Origin of the sequence: Chitinophaga eiseniae, from assembly GCF_900167135.1 — a bacterium.
In the GTDB taxonomy this organism is placed as follows: domain Bacteria; phylum Bacteroidota; class Bacteroidia; order Chitinophagales; family Chitinophagaceae; genus Chitinophaga; species Chitinophaga eiseniae.
Genome location: NZ_FUWZ01000008.1, coordinates 1 through 23,675, shown reverse-complemented (window position 1 = coordinate 23,675; position 23,675 = coordinate 1). Strand labels below are relative to the sequence as shown.

At 45.2% G+C, this 23,675-nt stretch carries 13 protein-coding genes; 7 read left to right on the top strand and 6 right to left on the bottom strand.

Annotated features, from left to right (window positions below; translation table 11 throughout):
• The first annotated feature begins 2 nt into the window (after positions 1-2).
• The gene (locus B5D63_RS32535) at positions 3-1,088 is read left to right on the top strand and encodes a site-specific integrase (protein WP_078673078.1); all 1,086 of its coding nucleotides are present in this window, start codon (positions 3-5) and stop codon (positions 1,086-1,088) included.
• A 266-nt stretch (positions 1,089-1,354) separates the two neighbouring features.
• On the opposite strand, the gene B5D63_RS32530 is transcribed toward B5D63_RS32535, so the two are convergent.
• On the bottom strand, positions 1,355-1,699 hold the full coding sequence (locus tag B5D63_RS32530) for a hypothetical protein (RefSeq protein WP_078673077.1): 345 nt from the start codon (positions 1,697-1,699) through the stop codon (positions 1,355-1,357).
• Between the two features lie 493 nt (positions 1,700-2,192).
• On the opposite strand from B5D63_RS32530, the gene B5D63_RS32525 reads away from it, so the two are divergent.
• The 4 genes from B5D63_RS32525 to B5D63_RS32510 all read left to right on the top strand — a co-directional run bounded on the left by B5D63_RS32525 (position 2,193) and on the right by B5D63_RS32510 (position 5,491).
• Entirely contained in the window at positions 2,193-3,170 is a 978-nt protein-coding gene (locus B5D63_RS32525) for a sensor histidine kinase (protein WP_078673076.1), read from the top strand.
• Positions 3,160-3,423, top strand: coding sequence for a hypothetical protein (locus B5D63_RS32520; RefSeq protein WP_143313277.1), 264 nt, complete (start codon positions 3,160-3,162; stop codon positions 3,421-3,423). The genes B5D63_RS32525 and B5D63_RS32520 overlap by 11 nt, the downstream gene beginning before the upstream one ends.
• 278 nt (positions 3,424-3,701) lie before the next feature.
• On the top strand, positions 3,702-4,367 hold the full coding sequence (locus B5D63_RS32515; RefSeq protein WP_078673074.1) for a hypothetical protein: 666 nt from the start codon (positions 3,702-3,704) through the stop codon (positions 4,365-4,367).
• Positions 4,364-5,491: a DUF262 domain-containing protein gene (locus tag B5D63_RS32510; protein ID WP_078673073.1), complete on the top strand. Its 1,128-nt coding sequence runs from the start codon at positions 4,364-4,366 to the stop codon at positions 5,489-5,491. The genes B5D63_RS32515 and B5D63_RS32510 overlap by 4 nt, the downstream gene beginning before the upstream one ends.
• A 160-nt stretch (positions 5,492-5,651) precedes the next feature.
• Here the strand turns inward: B5D63_RS32510 and B5D63_RS32505 are convergent, their stop codons facing one another.
• Entirely contained in the window at positions 5,652-6,506 is an 855-nt protein-coding gene (locus B5D63_RS32505) for an SDR family oxidoreductase (RefSeq protein ID WP_078673072.1), read from the bottom strand.
• 113 nt (positions 6,507-6,619) lie between these two features.
• Here B5D63_RS32505 and B5D63_RS32500 point away from each other — a divergent pair, with 113 nt between their 5' ends.
• Positions 6,620-7,210: a Crp/Fnr family transcriptional regulator gene (locus B5D63_RS32500; RefSeq protein WP_078673071.1), complete on the top strand. Its 591-nt coding sequence runs from the start codon at positions 6,620-6,622 to the stop codon at positions 7,208-7,210.
• 448 nt (positions 7,211-7,658) lie between these two features.
• Here the strand turns inward: B5D63_RS32500 and B5D63_RS35645 are convergent, their stop codons facing one another.
• From B5D63_RS35645 to B5D63_RS32480, 4 genes are read right to left on the bottom strand one after another with little or no spacing between them, the layout of a single operon-like run.
• Positions 7,659-12,209: a condensation domain-containing protein gene (locus B5D63_RS35645; protein ID WP_078673070.1), complete on the bottom strand. Its 4,551-nt coding sequence runs from the start codon at positions 12,207-12,209 to the stop codon at positions 7,659-7,661.
• Complete coding sequence (locus B5D63_RS35640) at positions 12,196-15,177, bottom strand: non-ribosomal peptide synthetase (protein WP_078673069.1); 2,982 nt, start codon at positions 15,175-15,177, stop codon at positions 12,196-12,198. Before B5D63_RS35640 ends, B5D63_RS35645 begins: the two co-directional genes overlap by 14 nt.
• Before the next feature lie 37 nt (positions 15,178-15,214).
• Entirely contained in the window at positions 15,215-19,081 is a 3,867-nt protein-coding gene (locus tag B5D63_RS32485) for a non-ribosomal peptide synthetase (protein WP_159456252.1), read from the bottom strand.
• Between the two features lie 38 nt (positions 19,082-19,119).
• Positions 19,120-20,862 (bottom strand): carbamoyltransferase N-terminal domain-containing protein, encoded by a 1,743-nt coding sequence (locus B5D63_RS32480; RefSeq protein WP_078673067.1) that lies wholly within the window; start codon positions 20,860-20,862, stop codon positions 19,120-19,122.
• 1,050 nt (positions 20,863-21,912) lie between these two features.
• On the opposite strand from B5D63_RS32480, the gene B5D63_RS32475 reads away from it, so the two are divergent.
• Positions 21,913-23,675, top strand: a 1,763-nt coding sequence (locus B5D63_RS32475) for a condensation domain-containing protein (RefSeq protein ID WP_143313273.1), incomplete at its 3' end; no start/stop codon positions are given.

Here is a 23,675-nt window from a genome sequence, read left to right as displayed (position 1 = left end):
GTATGAATCTATTGAAGCGAAAGAACGCAAAAGGTGATAAAACCTATTACTATTATGACTTTGGACGTGGCAAAGGTCAACGCCCCGCGACCGGTATTTTCGTATATACGAAGCCCAAAGATCAGACACAAAAGAACCACAACAAACAGGCATTAGCATTACTGGAAGTAAAGAAAAGCCAGGCTATCATTGAACAACTATCTATAGGCACCGCCTACATTCCACCCCATAAGTTTAAGGACAACTTTCTTGATTACTACGAGGAATACGTAAATACTCATAGGCGGGATGGTAACCGTCACCTACAAAATAGCCTGAATCAGTTCAGGTTGTTTCTGGATACGAAGTTCATTTCCCCCATGGATATAACAGAGGTTCTTTGCAAGAATTTCCGCCGGTATTTATTAGACAAATACACCGGTGAAACACCCTCCGATTATTACACTCGTTTTAAATGGGTATTGGCCGCCGCTACTTCTGATGGTTATTTCCGTGTGAACCCTACAGAAAAGGTGACTGCTAAATCCAATCCCAGTGTCAGATTAAAGGAACATCTGGAAGTATCGGAATATCTGGAGTTACTAAATACGCCTTGTACCAACGAAGAAGTAAAAGACGCTTTCATCTTTTGTTGTTACACGGGGTTGCGTTGGGTAGATGTAAAACAATTAAGGATAGAACAGATTAACGGCCCCACGCTGAGAACGCGGATTATTCAGGCTAAAACAGGCTTACCTGTTACTTTAACATTGCATCCTATTGCGCATATTATCGTAAATAAGCGCCGGGAATCTGCTACCGGATTACTTTTCAGACTACCTACCGCTGACGGAGCCAATAAAGTACTTGCAAAATGGTTCAGCGCTACAAAGATTGATAAATACATAACGTGGTCTTGCGCCCGGTTGAGTTTTGCCATTCTTTTAAAAGATAAACTGGTAGATGACCCTACTATTGCCTATTTAATGGGACATAGCACCACTAAGCAGATACAGAAAACGTACAAACGTCATAGGCCGGCAGACCAGCAAACAACAATCGGGCAACTACCCACGCCAGAGCTATTGCCGTATTTTCTTAATATATGAACGTGCGGCCCTTCATTATCCCGTAGCGACCAGCCAATTCACTGCGGAGGTCGGAGAAACGTGTTTGAATAAAAATACTACCCCGGCTGCGAGAGCCGAAAGGTGTAACAATGTTACATCGTGCATGGTGCCAGCTGGTGAAGCTAAAATGACGCGGGGTGGAGATTTTTATTCAGTACACCCAAAGGGCAAGCCGGCGCGAAGCAGAGGCGCAGCGTTTCGTAGGCTCGTAGCAGTGAATTATTTTTGAGAAGGGAGAATGGAGGTTATTTGTCTGATCTTTTTTTGCTTTTAGACTTGTTGTCCTTTTCTATTGCCTTTGCTACTTCGGCGTCAGGTATAGCTTCGCAAAATGCAATGAATGTGCTCAGTTTCGTGTTCAGGGCTTCAGCAATGGCCTCCAAGGTAGTATACTCCGGACTTCTTTGTCCTTTTGAAATCCCCTGAATAATTGTATAACTGATACCTGAACTGGACTCCAGGCCACGCAGACTTTTAACAAGGTGCCTCCCTGCTTCTTTATCTTCGGAAGCAATATCTTTATTATTGGCTATCCACTGGAGCAAACCTAATCCCAATCTATATTTATAGAATTTCTTTCCCTTTTCCATCAAAGTAAAATGGGAAAATCTCTAAAATATTTTGATACTAGAACGAGTATCAAAACGATTTTTTACTATCTTTATAATACCAGTCCTTTTGATTGGACTTGTTATTTCTCTTACTGATAACAATTAAAAGCATATCAATATGATATTTAGGCTATTTGTTAATACATCCTAATGGTGTAATTTAGCAGCTTCATAAAAATATTAGGCGTATTTGCTTAGTTCTCGGAATCACAAACTACGACAATTGAGACACCGGGGGATCGAGTAAAGCGCTCACGCTACTGGCGTGGGCGTCACTATTCGGTGTCGGGGTGTCGTAGCCCAGTGATTCGGTAGGGACTGTCCCACGTCTTTTTTTGCCCCTACCTCTTCTATTCAGCAATACGTCTCCATCGCTGAAAATCACTTCTTCAACCTCCTTGAAAAATCGGTTTCGATAAACCGACCAGCGCGCTATTGTCCAGACTATACCAATCACTTTAAATCTATCTTTATGCACACACAAAACCTTGCAAAGACTCTCCCGGACTGGCACAGTAAACCGTTCCGGTTAACCAGAAGCGAAATCGCCAACCCCTTAACAGTAGTAAAAACCTTCATGACAGACTTTCCTTTGCCGGAAATCCGTAAAACGCTAAATGATTGGTTAAGCCGGGTTTTGATCAGTAATGCACCCGATCCACTGAATTACATTTGGTTCAGGGAGGAACTGGAGCGGTTCATGGAAGCATGTTACACATCTCAGGAAAGAACGGTAGAACCGCTTTCCCGATCATCAAATTTTTTAGCATTGCTAGGCCATGAGCTACAAGGGCAACTCACAGGAATAATTCAGGCGCTAAATTCCATTGGCACACACAAACAATCAGATGGCACCTTTTCGGAAGAAGTCAACGTTTATATTGACTATATCAAAATGATAACCTTAAATGCAAAAACTGTCTATGAAAATATGATAGCTTCCTCTGTGGCTGGGAACGGAAAATTGAAAATTTTGGAGGAAGAAATGCTGGTAGAGCCGTTTATTCAGTCCTGCATAGATTCATTTTCCATACTCAGCAGCCTGCAAAATATACGGATCGACCGCGATGTTTTTATGCCGCCTGGAATCAAAGGGGTAACTGATTTTGTAAAGCTCCGGCAAATATTTTCCAATCTTTTGCTCAATGCTTTTAAATATGCTCAACCGGAAAGTTATATCATTGCCCGCGCCCACGTCTACGGAGAAAAGATGATTTTGAAGGTGATTAGTCGCGGTAAGACAATTCCAACGGAAAAACTTAAAATAATTTTTGAGCCTTACCAGACACTAGACCAAGTCAATGCCGGGGCTGGCTTAGGGTTATATATTTGTAAACAGTTCACTGACTTATTAGGTGGAAACATCGAAGTCAGGAGCAAAAAGGGGCTTACCGCTTTCTCCGTCACCCTTTCCTTCTCATCTGTCAAGCTTGATAAGTATGTCAAATGAGAATACAAACAGTCTTGCTGACATGCACGGCGTTTTTGTCAGAATTCCGGTTCTCTTTCGGGAAAGAATGTGCGAGCAATGCAATTGGAGCATGCCAACTTTCTACCGGAAAATGAGGCAAGCGAATGATTGGGATAAGGATTCCAGCTTAACATCTACCCTAAGTAATGCAGAAAAAACGATGATGAAAATGGTGGCTATTGAAGTAAAAGAGTGGCTTCAAAATTGCCTGATTCAGTTAATTGAAGCGTAAATTAATGCCAGAATATCTAAGATCGGCAGGCTGTTAGTCTGCCGGTCTCATTTTAACTATGGTGGATTTGGTTTCGGATAATCGCGAGTTCCGAGCGATTATTTCCACAAAAGCGCCGACTTTGGAGGCAGCTTTTCAAGTGGTTGTGTAACAACCATACAACTTGCTAGCTGGCGCGTGGGCTAGCAGTGCTTGATATTGGTCTTGGATACCTTGAATGTATTTATTAAATTGAATAAAATGTATTAATTTGCTTTCGAAGGATTCTATTTTGTACTATGAATGTTGTTAATGACAAGATAACAGGATTTAAAAAAGATGTTTTAAATCAATATTTGTCCCCAGAGGAATTATTTCAAAGGTATGTTGTTGATGGCAATACATACTTTTTTGAACATGTACTGAATGATGTTCAAAAAGAATATAAAATCAAATCCCTTATAGCTAGTTATCTAGGCGTCCATATACACGAAGTAATATTTGTTGGTTCTGGAAAGCTGGGCTTTAGCTTAAATCCACAACATCCATGGACGCGATTTGATTCTAAATACGAAAGAACTAGAGTATTTAGAGATAAGTCTGATCTTGATATTGCGGTCGTTTCCCGGTCTCTTTTTGAAAATATTGGTAGGGGTATTCATGAATTTACGAATGGATTCAAAATCAAATGGGAGAATAATGTTTATAACAAGAATCCTTCTCAGATTCCCCTACACTATAAATATTGTGAATATTTTTCAAAAGGTTGGTTTAGACCAGATATGAAACCAGATGGCTTCGAATTTTGTATAAAAGACTCATTCACTCAACTAAAGGGAGAATTATTTACTGAGTTTAACAGACGTACTGGCCTTGGTATTTATCAAGATTGGTATTATTTTAAACATTATCACATAGAAAACATTAAATCTTTAGCGCTCAAGGTTGAAACTACAGTAATATGACAGCGATTAACAAATTACAATTCAGCATTCCTGCTAATAACCAAAAAGTAATTGAGCTTTACAATAAAGTTAAGAGGAAAGAACTTGAGACTTCTCCCAGGTTTCAAAGGAAGCTTGTATGGAGAAAGCAGCATAAGTTCAATTTTATCGATACTATTTTGAATAATTATCCTTTTCCGGAAATTTACATTTCGCAAGGTGAATTAGATACTGAGAAAATGACGATAGTTGATAATGTAGTTGATGGCCAACAGCGCCTAAACACCATCATTGACTATATTGATGAGAAGGGAGTCTTCAGCCAGGATAAGATTCCAGTACCTAAATTTTCGGAACTAGAAAGAGAAGCTAAAGAGGGTTTTTTGAACTACGAGGTGTCCGTTAGATACTTAAAAAATGTAAATAGAGACCAAGTAGGAGAAATATTTCGTCGAATTAATAGCACTGAGTATTCTTTAAATACCACTGAAATTAAAAACGCAGAATGGGGGGATAGCGAGTTTATTTGTTTTGCAAAACAAATAGTAGAAAAGGAACTAGATGGTGTTGACATAGATTTGGTTGCATACAAACTGAATGCCAACCACAGAAAGCAGTTCCTGGATTTTTTTCACTTGAATGAAATTTTTTCTGAGAATGACATAAACCGTATGTTATCACTTCAGTTCATAATGACTCTAGTAGCAACACTATGCGAAGAGCAATACTTCAATAGAAACTTAAGAGTTCAACACTATGTAGAGACTTACTTTGATGAATTTAGTTTGGCGCCAGAGGTAGAAGAGAGGCTGCTAAAAACAGTGGTATTCATCGAATCCCTTAAACTCCCCCCAAGATCCTATTGGTTTAATAAAGCAAATATATTCACATTAATAGTGGAATTGTATAAATATGAAACCAGTTTTATAGATACACAATGCTTAGTAAATAAATTACGACTTCTTGAGATTGAAAACAATCAGTATATACTTGATCTTAGTGAGAATAATCATTCTGAAATACCTCAGGATAGAATTAGATATTTTGAAACTGCTAAAGAAGGCGTTAATGAGAAATCCTCAAGAGAGTATAGAGGTGGAATTGTAAATGAATTTATATCTGGATGCCTCTTGCCAGATCAATAATTATCAGACACTTCATTGACACAAATACCTCACAACTAATTCACCCTTAACTAGATGCGAATCCAGTTCTGGGCACGAGAGTGGACAAATCGATAATTTCTTCGGTTTGTCCATTTTTATTTTCGCTCAAACCCTTATCCAGACTGTAACTTCTAAAAATTCATCTGCGATACTCTCTCCAAAGCTTTACCAGCGAAGTAGGATTAATATCAAACTGCCGGTAAGTATCGGGAATAAACGTGCTATTGGTATGGTTCAATAAAACATCCACGAAAGTTGGTGACAATCCTTTTATAAAAGGGCTAAGCAGCCTGGCCAGCCAGCCAGGCGTGTAACGGATCTTTGTATGGTTATTTTTATTGATCAGGTATATAAATTCGGTTGTGGTCATCTCCTCGCAACCGGATAATTCATAGGTCCCCGGTTTTCCCTTAACAAGTGAAGACAGCACTGCATCGGCTACGTCACCACGATAAACCGGGTGCATTTTTTCCTGGCCCGAGCCAATAACCTGAACAGGTTTATTATGCTGTGGCATAAACAAAACATCGATCCTTGAAGGCTCATGAGGCGAGTCAACAATAAATGGGCATCGGAATATTACTGCCTTCCCGGTTTTTTCAAGTAATTGTTCTGCCATCCCCTTATAACGGAGGTACCAGTTCTTATGCCTTGCGTTTGCACCTGGATAGCTTAAAAATATAACGCGCTTCACTTTGGGCGATGCTGCTGCCTGCGCCACGATTTGAGTACTGGTGAGATTGGCCTGAATATAAGAAGTTTCTTTTTTAGCGTTTATTTCTCCTGTTAAGTGGATAATGATATCTGCATTGGCCAGTGCCTGCTTTGCAATATCCGATTCCATCCAGTTTGTAACGATCTCGGGTGTTCCAACAGAAGCTTCCTTCCTGACCAATCCAATTGTATAATAACCTCTGGCATTCAATTCAGGGATCAGGATCTTTGCAGTTACACTATTGGCACTCGTTATAACTATGTTTTCTTTCGTATTCATAATTTCTTAATTTTATATATAACAAAGCTAAAAGGCATTTTCTTCGGGAGCGATGATCCTAATCAATAAATTCAACTATGACCAGTAATTAAAAATTTATTTTTAAGAACTATATGACTACGCAACAAAACTCAGATTATAAAGCCCTGCATGACCAATTAAGCCGGTTAGCGGTTTTGAACGAAAGTGAATGGTTGTCGTTTTGCCAAATGCTTACAATTAAGGAATTTGATAAGAAAGACGTTTACCAGCAAGCAGGCAGGCGTTGTAATACGGTTGGTTTTGTTCTTCAGGGCTGCTTCAGATGGATAAAAATAAACAATGGTGAAGAAAGAACATTTGATTTTGCCATTGAAAATGATTTTGTAACCAATTACCTCAGCATCATGACCGGGCAACCTTCCCAAACGGAGATCGTTGCAGTTGAAAGATCCAGGGTTGCCTGCATTGATGCCGGCAAGTTGCTGGGTATATTCGACAGTAGCTACAACTGGCAAAAAATAGGACGGCACCTGGCTGAGAATGTTGCCTGCTATAGTATGGAGCGGTTAATAGCTTCTTTTTATGAAACCCCTGAAGCACGGTATAATAAATTGATGAAAACTTCACCCGAATTATTTTTGCGTGTTCCTCATCATATTCTTGCCAATTATCTCGGAATGACAAAAGAAACGCTGAGTAGATTGCGCAACAAGAACCGGTAGTATGCGTACTCCGGAAGAATTGCGCTGGCGCCCATCCATGTAGAACGGTGAGAGCAATCCTGTCCGGTTGCCTGAGCAGGATTGCTTTTTGATCGGTCTGTTAAATGGCATGTACGCCTGGCAAGCTGCTTGGCCTGGGCACAGGTTAATTTTTCCATAACTTCAATTTTTAATATCACATTAACTATATGTACAATACAAATGAAAAAAGCGACTGCATGTATTGGTTATTTAAGCCAAAATACTTGCAAGTCGTTTTTGTCCGCTTCTGCCCACTATTGGCGACACATAATTAACACACGACACGACACACGAAAATAATTTCCTCTCTCTAAAACTGCCAGCCAGTCCTACTTTTGGCAGCATGATATATATCTTACAAGCTTTTTCTAATTTCGATCAGGTAGTAATAAATGCCGGCTATAACCCCTTGAGGTAGAAAAATCTGCTACCGGCCAACAAATTCCATCATGATCTGCCTGTTGCGCTGGATGTCATTTAACATGCTGATATGATTGCCCGCCAACCTGGTAACGTGTATTGTTCCTTTACAGTATTGCTCCAGACCATTCATTTCCTTTCCAAAGTTCCGCTCTTCTCTGCCTATATCGGTCGGTTTAAACAGATGCACGGCTCCTGAATAGGCGGATGGCTGATAGTTGACAATAAGTTGGTTGGCATGCAGCATATCGGTCAGTAACTTCTCCTTAATCTCTTTGTCTGCCGACAGGTCCTGGCCGGCGAGGCCGCTTAGGATCTGTTCCAGTTTATCTCTTGTCATGTTGTGGTCGTATGCCGGGGTATAGAGTCCGGGGTCAAACAGCAGTAGATGGGCGATTGAAAATCCATCTCTTTCGAGCTGCACGGCAATTTCATATGCAATGGTGCCGCCTAAAGACCATCCGCTTATATGCACGCTGCGGTTTTGCGCGATTTTTCTGATATGCGCTATATAGTCAGCCGCAATCTTTTCTATAGACAAGGCGGCTACGTCATCAGCGTTAACAGGTTGCAGTATGGCCAGTGTAATATTGGGAGGAACGGCGTTCTCCAGTGTTTTAATATCTATCTGGCTATTTCCTATAGGTGGGACAAAGAACAGCAGATCGTTATTTTCCTGGTCGTTAACAAGATGGCAGGGCGCCTCTTCGCCTGGTCCTTCCTGCATCCTCTTTTCAATAAAAGCACTAAGTTCCTTTACTGTCGGCCGCATATACAGATCGCTTACCACTATGTCGGTATTAAATGATTTTCTGATCTTGTAGATGGTTTTCAGCGCCAGTATCGAGTCCATACCTATTTCAACGAAGTTTGACAGTACATCAAATTCTCTGTGATCGATCAGATCGCTTACTATTTCGAAAACATCTTTTTCAATGCCTGTTGCAGGTGGCTTTAGATCGCCTTTCGAATGTGTGGTTGCCAGGTTTGACAAGCCCACATAGTCCACCTTGCCGCTTTCGGTAAGGGGTATCTTGCTGATCTCCGTGAATTCATGTGGTATCATGTAGGGGGGCAGTCTTTCTTCCAGGAATGCTCTTAACCCTTGTATCGCTGCAGCCTCTTTTTTAATATAAAATGCGGTAAGCCGGGTATTGTTTTTAGATACGACCGGCACAACGATCGATTTTTTTATGCCTGGGTGCCGCATAAGGTTGGCCTCTATCTCTGCCGGCTCCACACGAAACCCTCTGATCTTAAGCATGCGTGTCTTCCTGCTTTGGAACACCAGTATGCCACCGGCATTCACATAACCCAGATCGCCCGTTTTTACGTGCGGTTTCCCGTTTACAATGATAAAATTACCTTTCTCCAGTTCGCGGTTAATATACCCGGTGGAAATACTCTCTCCCGAAATGGCTATTTCACCTATCACACCGGTGGGTAGTATACCCCCTTGCTCATTTAATACTGCTACGCCTGTGTTGCGGATAGGCTGTCCCAGCGGCAGGTTACGTTTGCTGTTATGGGCGTCATACGTATAATAGACCGTGCCGGGCGCTTCTGTGGCGCCATACCTTCCAACGGTTTTCATGGCCGGGAATGCACTTCTTAATTTGTCAAAGAGTTCAACGGCAATAGGCTCGCCGCTGATCTCGAGGTATCTTAAAGCGCTAAACGTATCCTGTAGCTCAACCTCATGCAACAGCCTTATGAAGGTAGGCGTCAGAAAAAGCCGTGTAACCCGGTAATTCAGGGTCTGCTCGTGGAACAGGGCAGGATGATTGTTCGATTCGTTGGTATAAACAAACAGGGTGCTTCCCTGCATCAGCGGTTCGAACACTTCCCGCATAGATGGACCGAAGCATAGCAGGGTCTTGAAACCATATACATCTTCCGCAGTGGCCGGAAAACAATGGGCGAGCCATAGCACCCTGTTTACGTGCCCTGTATGGTTGATCTTCACCAGCTTTGGAACACCGGTGGAGCCGGAGGTATAGTTAATGCAGCACAGGGCAGAAGGATCAACATACGGTAGCTTGTCAATTTTTTCCAGTGGTGCTATCGTACTGATGGAAAAAGCCGGAGTGTCAACGTTCAGATAAGTCCCTTCGTCCGTAAATACGGCAGCAAGGCCAATATTCCGGTGTATCCAGTCGATTTTTTCATCAGGAAAATCGTGTTCCAGACTTACTACATGACATCCTGATTTAAGTATACCGATGATCACGGCTATCAGGTTCGCAGTTCTCTTCATGCGGATACCTACAGCGCCTGAGATATTTCGGTCCATAAGCAGTCTGCAGATACGGTTACTCATATGGTCCAGCTCCCGGTAGGAAACGCTGTTGTTAACGTCTCTTACAGCTGTTTTCTCCGGGTAACGCTCTGCAGCTTCCATAAATGCATTGTGCAGCGTTATGCCCTCCACATTGCTATATTCGCCCTGCAGGGAAGATCCTTTTAATGCACAGATGCTGAAAATATCGATATCCTTTACCGGTAATTCCTGTATCACCTGAAGGTTATTGAAAAGATTGCCGACAGCCTGGCAAATATCATTTATCAATTGGCCGGTAAAAAGATCTTTCCTGTATTTCACGCGGATAGACAGCTCCCGGTCCCCTTCATACACCAGTATATTGATCGGAAAGTGCGATGATATATTGTTGTCCTGCATGAAATGTGACTGGAACGGGCCCGACTGTTGTTCATCCAGCTCCGACTTCAGGAAGTTCTGGTATACGTAGGTAACGCTGAACAGCTGCTGCTGACCTGCACACCTGTTAATGTCATTCAGTGCCACGTAAGCATGCTCCTGCGATTCCATCAGCTGTAGCTGAAGTGATTTCATTGCGCTCACCAGGTGATCGTCCGTATTGAAGTTCATTTTGACAGGGACGGTAGCAATGCAGGGACCTACAATAGTCTCCATGTCGTCCAGCTCAAAAGGGCGCACGGTAACCGTGTTACCCCACACAAAAGTGTCTGTCCCGTTGTATTTGGACATAACAAATCCCACCATGTAATTGAGGGCTGCGGCCTGTGTCAGGTGCTGCTCTTTCAGAATGCCGGCGGTATCCGGGTGTATGCTGAAGTGATGCGCTGCATCTGCAAATGAGTTTTCGGCGGCTTCGGGCTCCCCCGTAGTCTTGTCCTCCGGCAGGGAAGCCGTGGCGCCCGCCAGCAGGTCTTTCCAGTAACGGAGGGCGTCCGCTTCGTTTTTTGACGCTATCCAGTCGGCATACGTGGAGAACTTATGGGCGGTAGAGATACTGGTAGCAACTGGTTTACCTGCCTGCAGGTCCGATGAGATGTTCAGCAGCTCTTTCAGAAGATACATCACCGAGGTGCCGTCAATAATTATATGATGGCTTGTTATTACAATAATGTTTTTGCCCGCCGGTATTTTGACCAGCGAGAAACGGATCAGTGGTTCTTCGTTTATCCGGAACCCCCGATGTTTTATTTGCTTTAACAGTGGAGGTAGTGCCGTCTGAGGGTTTGCATCTGACAGGTCGTGGTATGCGCAGCTGAGCGTGCCGGCAGGCAGCAGGGTGGACGCAAAATTGCCCGTCTGGTAGTCAAACTCATAACAGGTACGCAAGATCTCGTACTTAACGGTAAGTATTTTGCACACCTCCCGAAAGAAGGCAAAAGATATTTCCGTGCTGCTTTCAAAACAATTCTGGTTGATGTAACTGTTGCTTTCAGGATGGTTGAATGCATAGCTGATCAGTCCCCGCTGAAATGGAGTTACTTTTCCTTTGACAGCTGCCTGGCTGCCTGATAACAGTTCATTTAGATGATGTTGAATGTGTTCTGTAAGCCGTTTACAGCTTTCCGCATCCAGTCCCAGGCTGGGCGCAATGTCCAGGCTGCAGTAAAAAGTATTGCTGTCACACCAGGCATTTACATTCATCTTGAAGAGCGCTGTCCCCTCTGCGCTCCGGCTGCTTTCCATAGTGGAGGAAAAACCGGAGTGCGGGGATTGAAACAGCGTATGCTTCGTATGACCGGTATCTGTGTTGCCGGTAAAAGTAAGGTCGCCGAGGTAATTGAAAAGAATTCCTGATGGGCATTCCAGCTGCCGGTTAATATAAACGGGCCCGTAGTATTTCAGCACATCAAAACCAACACCGCCGTTAGGGACCGCGTTATTTGCCGCCGTTACCATATCCAGCGTACGGTGTAAGCTGTCGGGTACAACGTTATACCTGGTCGGGTATTTACAGGTGAACCAGCCTACTGCGTCTGATACATCGTATTGCCCCAGGGGGGTGCGGCCATGTCCCTCTCTGAATATTACCTGTGCAGCTGTATTGGTCAACTGGTATAGCGAAAATAGCAGGGCGGCCATGCCACGGTTCTGCAGTTCCGTACCGTTAAAGCTGTTGTTGAAAGGGGTGTTTATCGTTGCTGTGTAAACCGTTCCTTTCTCTGTGGGGAACGGTGCTTCCGCTAGGTCCAACTGTGCTAACCAGTAGTCAAGTTCATTTTCCAGCAGCACGTTAACCGCCCGCTGATTATCTTTTATCCAGTTCCTATAAGTTTGCATAATCCGCTTCTTTATGCCGCGTGGTGATTTCAGGCATATGATTGTTGAAATAGTTTACCTCCAGCTCCCCGATGAATATTTTCCATGATACAGCATCCATTACCAGGTGATGGCAGGCCAGGAAAAGAACGGGGCGTGCATGCTCATAGAAAATACGTGCATACAATAGGGGCCCCTTTTCAATGTTTATTATTTCCAGCGCTCTGTTAACAGAAGATGCCAGGTCAGCGGTGTCGTCCTGCGGTCCGCAGTTTTCCAGCAGATGGTCCGTGCCGCCCTGCGCATAGTACTGAACCCACATTCCCTTTTCTTTTTTAAACCGCAGGCTGAATGAATCATGGTTTGCTGTCAGAGCGGCAATACTTTGCCCGATACTGTCCGTGTTGAACAACGGGTGCAGGTAGTAGGAGGCATGCATAATGAAGTTTAACTCCTGTTTGTTATGATCGAAGAAAAACTGCTGAATCGGCGAAAGCATGAAAGTATTTTTTTGCTCACCTGCTGGCTGGTCCTCAATACGACTTTTCTCCTGAGTTTTGCTTTGGCCGATGTCTTCAAGTATATGAAGGTAGGGCTTGCGCAAAAAGTCTTTTATAGTTACCGGGTATCCTTTCTTTTTACATATAGCCACTACTCTTAACATAGAGAGTGAGTCCCCGCCGTATTCGATAAAACTTTTTCCCGGATCGATGGTGTCGATTGGTATGTTCAGCACCTCGGCCCATATCCCGGCCATGTCCCGTGCTTTCGCGGAGAGCGTCGCAGCGGCTGGCTTTGCTGCAGCCACATGGGCCCGGCTGGCCTCGTAAAGACTGATAAGTTGTTTTTTATCCGCTTTGCCGCTGGATGACAGGGGGATCTCTTTGACCAGCAAAAAACGATGAGGGACCATATAGTCCGGTACACACTTTTCGAGAGCCGACCGGATGCTGCTTTCCTGCCCGGCATCCAGCTGCCCCTGTTGTGGTGTTGAAGATAACAGAAACGCCACCAGCTTCTCATCTGTTTTTAACACATGGGCGGCACTTATGCCGGATATCCGTTCCAGGTGGTAACTGATCTCTCCGGGCTCTATCCTGAATCCTCTCAGTTTGATCTGGTCGTCATTTCTGCCGGTGTATTCGATGTTGCCATCCGGCATCCATTTCGCTGTGTCCCCTGTGTGATACATGCGTTCCCCGGGATGAAACGGGTCTTGTATGAACCGCTGCGCAGTAAGATCGGGCTTGTTTAGATAGCCGGCAGCCAACCCCGCCCCGGCGAGGAACAGATTGCCCTCCACACCAACGGGAACGGCCTGCAGACGGCTGTCCAGTATGTATGTACGTGTATTGTCGATCGGCTTCCCGATGGGGACCACATCCAGCCCGGGCGCGCATTCAAAACAGGTGACGTCAATAGTTGCTTCGGTAGGCCCGTACAGGTTTACCAGCCTGGCTCCGGTCAACAACCGGTGAAACCGGAGGTTTAGTTTAGCGGTCAGCGCTTCACCGCTGGCATAAACCCTCTTCAGGCTTTCCAGTTTGTGTTTTAACCGCGGTTCCCCTTCTGCGAAATCCAGGAACCGGGACAACATCGACGGTACAAAATGAAGCACTGTTATGGCGTAACGTTCAATATAATGTATGATCTGCTCGGGGTCTTTTTCATCCCCATCTTTCAATAATGTCACTTTAGCACCGGCGATCGACCACCACAGCAGCTCCCATACAGATACATCGAAGGTGCAGGTGGTTTTCTGCAGGATATTATCCTGGTCCGTCAAACGGTATTGTTTTTGCATCCAGCACAGGCGGTTCACCAGCGAATAATGCCTTATTAAGGTGCCTTTAGGCTGGCCCGTGGTACCTGAAGTATAAATGATGTAGGCAATATCATCTGCGTTACGCCGTCGTGGGTTGTTCTCCTCGGGGCAGCATTGGCGGTGCTGCATAAAGTCTTCGATGGAGGCGGCGTCAATAACATATTTGTATTGGCTGTCCTCACGGATATATTCCATCCTTTTCTCCTGGATGTCCTTGTCCATGGGCAGGTAGATGGCGTCTGCCTTCAGAATTCCCAGCAATGCGATGATCAGGAATTCACTGCGTTCCAGCTTTACGGCAACCGTGTCGCCTGCCATCACCCCGCATTTGCTGCTGAGATAAAAAGCAAGCTGATTGGAAATATTGTTTAACGCTTCATAGGTAATCACCCTGTCTTCCTTTACAATTGCAGCGTTGCCGGGTGTTTTCCTCACCTGTTCCTCAAAAAGCGCTGTTATGGTTTGCTCCCGCGGATAGTCTGCGGCGGTGTCATTGAACGAATAAAGGACTTTCTGCCTCTCACTGTCGCTGATGTAGCTGATATTGTCCAGTGGCAGATGTTCGTTTTCTATGAACTGCCTGATCACTACAGACAGGTGAACGGCAATGTTTCTGACCAGATCGTGAATATAGGCCTGCTGGTCAAACCGGATCACAATGTTTGCGTCCGTAGTGGACACTATCAGCTGGAAGCGATATGCTGTATGAGGCGGTTGGTCGAATGTCACCACGTGGTTGAACAGGTCATTCCCCAGAATGCTTTGGGACTGTATATCTGCCAGGTGCAGGTGTCTTCGTTGAAGTGCTTCCTGTTGCAATCTTTTAAGGAAGCCGCTTACTGTTTCCGTCGGGCTGAATTGTACCCTGAGGGGCATCACTTCGTGCTGCGGCTCGCATATTCCAAATACCACGTCTTCTGTATTATTGTATCTGGCGAGCAGGAATCCCCATGCGCACTGTATGAAGGTCGTCAGGGAGATACCGTTGCGATCGCATATTGCCAGCAGACCTTCGGTTGTTTCTGTCGGAAGTTGTATGGTTTCCACTGTTACTTCCTGGCCCGCAGGAGAGGGCTGGCGTGATTCGAATGGTATTCCGGATATAGCTGTATAGCCCTTCAGGTAATTACTCCAGTATAATAAAGCATCCGCTGAATTCTCCATATGTTCAATTAATAGCTTGTATAGAAAGTTGCCCGGTTTAGTGGAGCACTATTTGATCAATTATTTTTAACAGATGATTATTAAAGGCCTCACCCAGCATCTTTACCTGCATCTTGTTAAACAAAAGCCTGTTGAAATTAATGTACATGCAAAGCTGCTGATCTGTTATGACTCCGGTAAAATTCAGTTTATCGCCACAGGTGGTTTGTGTATCAGCATCCTGGTAGTTGAATTTCACGTTGTGGAATACATTACTGTTATTGCTGCTTAAGCCGGAAGAGAAATCGCCCAGGTAATTGAAGGTGATTTCCGGCTGTACATCCAGGCCGTCCGCGCCGGAGAGGTATTTCAGCAGCCCGTAACCAATGCCTTTTGCCGGGACGGTGTTCAGCGTGCGCTTTATTGCTAACAGCGTATCAATATAGCCGACTGTAGTGTGCAGGTCAAAATAAACCGGGAATATGCTGGTAAACCACCCCATGGTCCTTGAAATATCCGCATCCAACCCGATATCCTCCCGGCCGTGTCCTTCCAGGTTCAACAGCACCTTCCTGGTATGGAACACTTCCTGGAGGGCCAGGCACAGCGCCGTGATAAGTATTTCGTTTATCTCTGTATTGTGTTTGCGGTAACACCTGGTTAACAGGTCGGCAGTTGCGGTTTTACCGATGCTGAATGAAACGATATCCCTGTCAGCGATCGTATTGCTGACGGCTGTCATGGTACTTATCCGGTCTGCCCTGCTGTCTGCCACGTGCAGCCAATAGGGAAGCTCTGCCCGTACCGTGTCCTTTTTGGTATATTCCTGCAGTTTTACCATCCATTCCTTAAAAGAAGCGCTTTTATTCTGCAGGTCAAAACCCGACCCATGCCGGTATTTGTTGTACAGGTTGGTAAGGTCCTCTATCAGTATCCGGAATGATACCCCGTCTGTCAGTAAATGATGGATTACAATATACAGCACGTCTGTCGCGCCTCCTTTGAAGAGGCATACCCTCATCAGCGGACCTTGTTTGATGTTCAGGCTTTTGCCTGCTGCTGCCGTCTTTTCCGGTATAGTGCTTTCATCCGTATAGGGGATGGTTTCAAACGAATAAACATTATCCGGGCTATCATAGTACTGATGCCAGCTTTGGTCATTTTCCTGCCTGTATTTGATGCGTAATGTATCGTGGAACTGAACCAGTTTATCGAAAGCTTTCCCGATACTGATCTCGTCTATCGCCGTTGCCTGGAGCGCAACGGATTGGTTATAATGGTGATAGTTGCCTCTTTTACTTTCAAAGAAGTATTGCTGGATGGGAGAGAGCGTTATAGCACCGGTAAACATATCTTCCTTCACCCCTGTTGTGGTATTCACTTTCACCTGCGCCGTAAAATCCTTTACGACAGGATGTCTGATGATATCCTTCAGTTGCAGCTTATAACCACGCTGCCGCAGGCGCGAAGCTACCTGTATGGATTTGATGGAGTCTCCACCCATTTCAAAGAAGTTGTCGGTCAGGCTGATGCGTTCCCGGTTAAACATCTCCTCCAGTATGCCCACTACTATTTGCTGTATTTCGGTATGGGGAGGCTCATAATCGCCGGATGCTTTCAGCAGGTCTGCGCCGGGTAGTTTTTTTCTGTCCACTTTTCCATTGGAGGTCATGGGGATAGCCGGAAGCGTTGCGAGGAAGGATGGGATCATATAAGTCGGAAGATGCTCCCGCAGGTGTTCCTTCAGCGCCTCGTCCGAGTATCCTTCTTTCACCTGGAGGTAGGCTACCAGTAATTTATCTGAATGCTCATTTTCCACGGTCGCTACAAAACATTGCTTTATGAACGGGTATTGCAGGACAACGGTTTCGATGCCACCGGGCTCGATACGATAGCCCTGTATCTTCACCTGGTTGTCGATCCGGTAGCCAAATTCTATTTCGCCTTTTTCGTTTATCCGTACCATATCCCCGGTGCGGTACAGGCGCTCATTATTGAATCTGACACACTTTTCTTCCGTCAGGTCAGGCTGGTTAAGGTACCCGCGGAAAAGGCCGTCGCCGCCGATCAGCAGCTCACCCCAGATACCTTTTGCACATGGCGAAAGCTCCTCGTCCACTACGTATACGCACGTGTTGGAGAAAGGCTTTCCGATGGGAATGGCCGCTTCGTCCGCGGTGTCAGTTATTTCATAGAGAAGCTTGCCGATCGTAGTTTCTGTGGGGCCGTAGTGGTTGATGATGCGCAGTCCCGGCAGTGCTTCGCGTATCCGGTCAGCCGTGTTTTTCTGAAGTTGCTCGCCGCCAAATATTATCATCTTTCGGGGCAGCAGGTATTGCCCGCTGTATTCCAGCGCCTTCCAATAGGTAGGCACTATTTTGATGCAGTCAATTTCATGCCTGGTAAAATACTGATGTATATACCCTACGTCACGCAAGGTATCTTTTGAGAACAGGTGCAGTGTATTGCCATAAATCAATGAGCCGAACAATACGGTGTTTCCCAGGTCAGTGGCCGGTGTCGACATCAGGGCGCTCGCCTTGTTGGCCGATATGCCCGTCTGCTGGTCCAGTCCTTTAAAATAATCCGACAGGTTTCCCTGTGTGATCATTACTCCTTTGGGATCACCGGTTGTGCCTGATGTGTAGATCACATAGGCCAGGTCTTCTTTTTGGACTTTCCTGTGTTTTTTGTCGGGCGATGCTTTTTGCCATTGTCCCTGCTCATCATCCAGTGGGATCACCTGCAGCGATTCATGGTCAAAGGAAGCCGCATCCAGGGTGTTGGTAATTACTATTGATGCATTGGTGTCCTTAATAAGATAGGCAATTCTTTCTTTTGGCAGGTCGGCGTCAAGTGGAACATAAGCGGCACCCGTTTTCATTATTCCGAGTATGCCGGTTAGTGCATGGTCCATGTGATTATTAAAGCATAACAGCACGCAGGTCCCCGGCTGAACGCCCATGTCGCTCAGGTAGTTGGCCAGCCGGTCTGATCTGTTGTCAAGTTCCTGGTAACTAAACTGCTGTTCGTTGAACACGATGGCTGTCTTCCCGGGATGCCGGCAGGCCTGGTCTTCAATGAGATCAATGATGGTCTCATCTTCCTGGCTGACCGCCTGTACGCGGTTCAGCATCAGGAGCTCTGTTGTTTCCGCAGGGGTAATATAGCTAATGTCCCTGATGCGTTTTACCTCATTTTCCGTCATGCCGGAGAGTACTTGCTGATAATGCCCTGCCATCCTGCTGATGGCGTTGTTGTCGTATGCATCTGCATTGTAGATGATAGACAGCTGCAGGCCATCGTCCGTTGTAAAGGAAAAGCAGATCCCGGGGGGAGGGGCACCCACCGGCGTGTTGCCGTTCAGCGCAACATATACTTCCGGCATGAAGGTAATGCCGGTATTCAGTTTTGCACGCAGCTCGTCGGGCGAATAATGCCGGTGTGTGTAGGCCTCCTGTAAAATATGCTGCTGCAATTTCAACAGCTGTTGAATGCTGATATCTTTATCTATCCGGGTCCTTATCGGTAGCAAATTTTCGCTTTCATTCTTTTCAAAGGGCATTGACATGCAGTTGACGTATGCGCCGGTTATAATATCGCATTGCCGGGCGTACTTGTGTAACAGTACCTGTACGCCAGCTGACAACAACGTGAACAATGTGATATGTTGCTTCTCTGTGAAGGACCTTAGTATCTCCAATGTTTCCTGTGGGAAGCTGTAGTTGACAGATGCACTGCTGTAAGTGGTACATAGCTGCCTGTTTCTGTATCCTGGTAAATTTAACACAGGCAGCTCCCCGGTCAGCTGTGAAATCCAATAATCCTCCGGCGACGCATGACGCTCTTTGCTCTCCACCGGTTCTAACGCCGCAACAAGCGTAGCCTGTTCGCTTTGTATAAAACCTTTATCATGTAAATTCATATCTTTCATACAGTTTTGCATCAATTGGGAAAAGTGAATCAATACAGGGCCGGCACAGCTTTACTGCCTTCCAGGGGCTCCGGCAGGGATAACTTTTCTTTTCTTTCATAGAGGATGTTGTCGCTCCATATATAATTAACATGGTCCCATTCCATCACGCTTTGAACGTCGGGAAAGAATCCTTTTCCTTTGAAGTTTGCACTGGTATTGCATAATAAGGGGACGCCGGTCAGTTCATGATACCTGGTCAACAACTCATATATCATTGCGTTTTCGTTCTCATTCACTGTTTGTAACCTGGCGCTGCCGTCAAGATGTGCAATAGCAGGGACCTTATCTCTCCAGTCGTCTTTTACTATATGTTCGAAAAGCATGTAGGGGTCAGGGGTGCCCGGTGTAAATACTTCCGGTGCCCCGCTTTCCAGGCAGATCGGCGCAACGGGCCTATAGAATTCCCTGCCTTTTACTTTGTTCAGCAGGTCTTTCATGCGGGGATGTGTGGCCGCTGAAATGATGCTCCGGTTGCCAAGCGCTCTGGGACCAAGTTCTGCTCTGCCGTTAAGTACTACTACCGGCTCATTTTTTTCTGCCAGCAATGCGGCCAGTTGTGCAACAGAAAATGGCCTTACCGCATAGCTGTCCTTTAATGCCGGTGAGACTGCCACTCCGGGACCAGCGTAAACGTCCCAGTCAAGCACGGTATGCCCCGATTTGTTTGCCATAGCGCTGCAGGCGGTCCCTATCGCACTTCCTGAATCGTTGGGGAAAGGCGGCACCCACATGTTCCTGAACAGCTGCGTGTCCCTTATCCGGCTGTTCCATTTTATGCTGAGCGCGCAACCGCCAACAAAGCACAGGTTCTCCGTGGGATATGAAAGGGTCCGCACACGGGCCGTAAGTCGTTCTATCAGCAGGCTTTCCAGGAATACGTGGAAGGTGCAGAGCAGATCTTCGTTGCTAATGCCTGTTGCCGGAAAATGTTCTTTTGAACGGGCAATGAACTGGCGGGTGATCCAGTTAACATTCCTGACGGTGATATCCTGGCCTACTGCTGCTTCCAGTTCTGTGTACAGTGCATTGAAGTATTGCAGCAGGCTGTCGTTTACTTTACCCAGCGCGATGTATGCCATTAATTTTCCTGAGGCCTGGTCGTCTCCCTTGATTTTGTCAAAGGGTTCGAACTCAAAGGAGAATTCAGGGTAAACGGCACCCAGCATGAGAAACAACGGGCCGCAATTGATTACCTTTCCATCGGATCCCTGGTAAAAGAACAGCTGCGGCGGCATGCCACCGTCCCACACAAGTACATACGAGTCCTGTTTGCCTTTCGCAAATGGACTGGTGCAGTATGCACAATACAGATGCCCCGTCACATGCATGTAGCTGGAATAGGACATGCCAACTGCCTCCACGGTCGCTTCCACCGGTTTCAATACATCCTCGGTTTCATTTACGAGGATGCCGTATTTTGCCAGCTTCAGGTCGACAGTAAAGTTCTCTCCAAGCTTCGCGTCTTTGGTAATGGAGAATTCTTCTTCTCTTTCGGATTGCATTACCACTTTTTTGTCATTTCTCCAGCCATCAATGGCAACCACGTCCATCGTGCGCAGGCTATACCCGTAGTTGTTCAATATCGTTTCCACCTCAGGCATGGTCAGATTGAAAACTTCTATCCGGTTGTTATTATTTAGTTTTTCCATTTCGTAGGAAAAAATCAGCTTGCCATTGTCTATTAATGCCAAAGCACCATCATGGCTCGTTTTAATGCCTAATATTTTCACGGTGATTAAATTTTTTTATGGAATAATTTATTGCTGGGAATAACTCTTTTGAAATACAGTCGCCTGCGGCAATTTTAAAAAGATATACATACAGAGTAAGTACACAGTTCGCTCATTGTTGGAAATATTTTAAGGGATGGATTAATTGTGTAACTGATTATTTTGACGGTAAATTAAAAGCTGGCAGCGCCAGGTATAGTACGGTTTATATCTCTGTTCTTTTCCTTTCCGGTGAGGTCAGATTATAAACTGTAGGGTCCGGGAATTACAAATATGAAGTTAAACAATCAATAATTTACTATGGAATTAACGCGCTACGTAAACATACAATAAAAATTGTGAAAAAGATTTACACTTACTTTTTTTATTTACAGGATGTATTGTTCCGGTTGCAGCGGAGTAGCATTTATATTCGCTGTGGTAGCGTGTTTGGGTGTGTTGGTGAGAAAAAAATTGTTTTAAAATTGGCAAACTATATTTTTTCTTCTATTATTGTAATCATTAAAAAAAATAGCATTGCAGGCAATATTCCAAACGTAATATAATAGCACAAATGGAATGTAGTTTGGTGATGTTTTAAAGAAGATATTTGTTCAGGAGTTTAGTGGATAGTTGAACGATAAGACACAATTTACTATAGCTGATTTAACCGCAAGATCATTGTTTTTGCTAATCTATTGAAGGCGTTTTCCCTATTTTAAACAATTTAAATTCCAGTGAGAGTTGTCAACGTAATTCCTTTGTAATAATATTTATTGCCCCTTTTAGCTTAATTGTTATGGGATGGCTTTTATTAACTACCGGTAAGGTATGTTTGTAATGGCACCAAGAGTACGCAAACTTTTGTAGGCGCACAAGATGACCTGTTGCCCCAGTCGTAAGCTGCTCAAATAACCAATAAAGTCTGTCCAGTATGCACTCATGCCGGTCTTATTCAATGGCGCATGCTGTCATTGTGTTTAAGGCTGTTGGCACATTTTCGGATTTGCAGGCGTAAGAACTGCAATGATGACGTATTTGTAATTCACACAACTGTTTAATGCAATCTTGATGAACCCAACGAAAAATATATCGACCCTGCAGGATTCCATTTGCTTAACACAACATATTTATCCTCGTTCGCCCTTGTTCAACGTAGGAGGGTATGCCCTTATTCATGGCGCAATACAAATGCCGCTGCTGATAAAAGCAATAACGACCGTGTTGGAACATACGGATGTTATTGAAACGGGATACATGGGGTTTAATGATATGCCGTTGAATAGCAATGCTAACTTTATCAAATATGATATAGATGTTGTCGATTGCTCACAGCAGCAACAGGCGGCAGATGTTTGTCTGAAGTGGATGCATGACGATATGCAATCTGTTTTCGATACGGGAAGGTGCCTGCTGAAGTTAAGGCTGCTGAAGGCTTCGGATGACAAATGCTATTGGTATGCGAAAGTACATCATGTCTTGTTTGATGGCTATGCGATGGCGCTTTTCTTTAACAACGTCTCCAGGTTATATACAACATGGATTAGTGGTCATACAGAAGCAGATGTGCCCTCTTTCAGTTACGGGAAATTTATTGCCGACGAGCTGCAGTATAAATCATCTGATCAATACCAGGACGATCGCCGCTGGTGGTTAGAGCGACTAGGCGGAACAGGCACCTCCGCCGCTTTTCAATCCTGCGTTCACGCCAATAACAGGCATACCATGAGCACACAGCGGCTGGAGATACGTATCGAAGCCAGCCTGTTTTATGAAATTACAGCCTTCTGCAAATTGTATCACTGTACGGCTTTCCATTATTTCATCGCGGTGCTGTTTGTGCTGCATAAACGGTATAATAACCAGGAAGCGCTGTTGCTGGGCGTTCCGGTCTTTAACCGCAGCAGTAAACAGTTTAAGGAAACACTCGGCGCCTTCGTAAATATATTGCCATTCTCTGTTCCTGTAGAGGATGATCGCGTTTTCAGCCAGCTGCTGCCACTGGTGGCAGCAGAACTGAAAGAATGTTACCGTCATCAGCGCTTCCCTTTATACGATATGCTGAAGGAGCTGGACCGGAAGGGGAATATCTATAACGTATCTTTCTCTTATCAGAAGAACAGCTATAATACCAGCCTGGGTAATGCGGCTGCTGCTATCACGTACCTGCCGCCGCCTGAACAGCAGGAAGATCTTTTCTTTCATTTGCTGGAATATGAGGATGGCGCGGATCTTACGCTTGCCCTGGACTACGCAGTAGATCTGTTTCCTGAACATGTAGCGAAAAATATACTGATTCATTTTAAAAATTTGTTGAAAGCAGCATTGCGTACTCCTGACATGGCGGTAAACAGCCTGCCTTATTTAACGGAAGGAGAGGAGTCGGCGCTGCTGGACAGATTCAAAGTAAAATCGCCGGGCTATGATACAGGAGCAACGATCATTACCTGCTTTGAACAACAGGTGGCGCAGTCGGCTGAACGCACAGCCCTTGTCTTTAAAGACAGCTCTTTTAGTTATAGTTCCCTGGATGGTCATGCCAATCAGCTGGCACGTTACTTACAGGAACATTACAGGGTGTCGCCCGGCGATCTGGTAGGCTTGCAGCTGGAACGCAGCGAGTGGCAGGTGATCAGCATCCTGGGAGTGCTGAAAGCAGGTGGCGCATATGTTCCGATTGATCCCGGTTATCCGGAGGAGCGGATCAGTTACATTACCCGCGACAGCGGTTGTAAACTGGTGATAGATAAAACGGTGCTGGACCACTTCCTGGAGCTACGGTGCCGGTATAGCACAGCCGGTTTACCGCTACAGGCAGGTCCTTCCGACCTGGC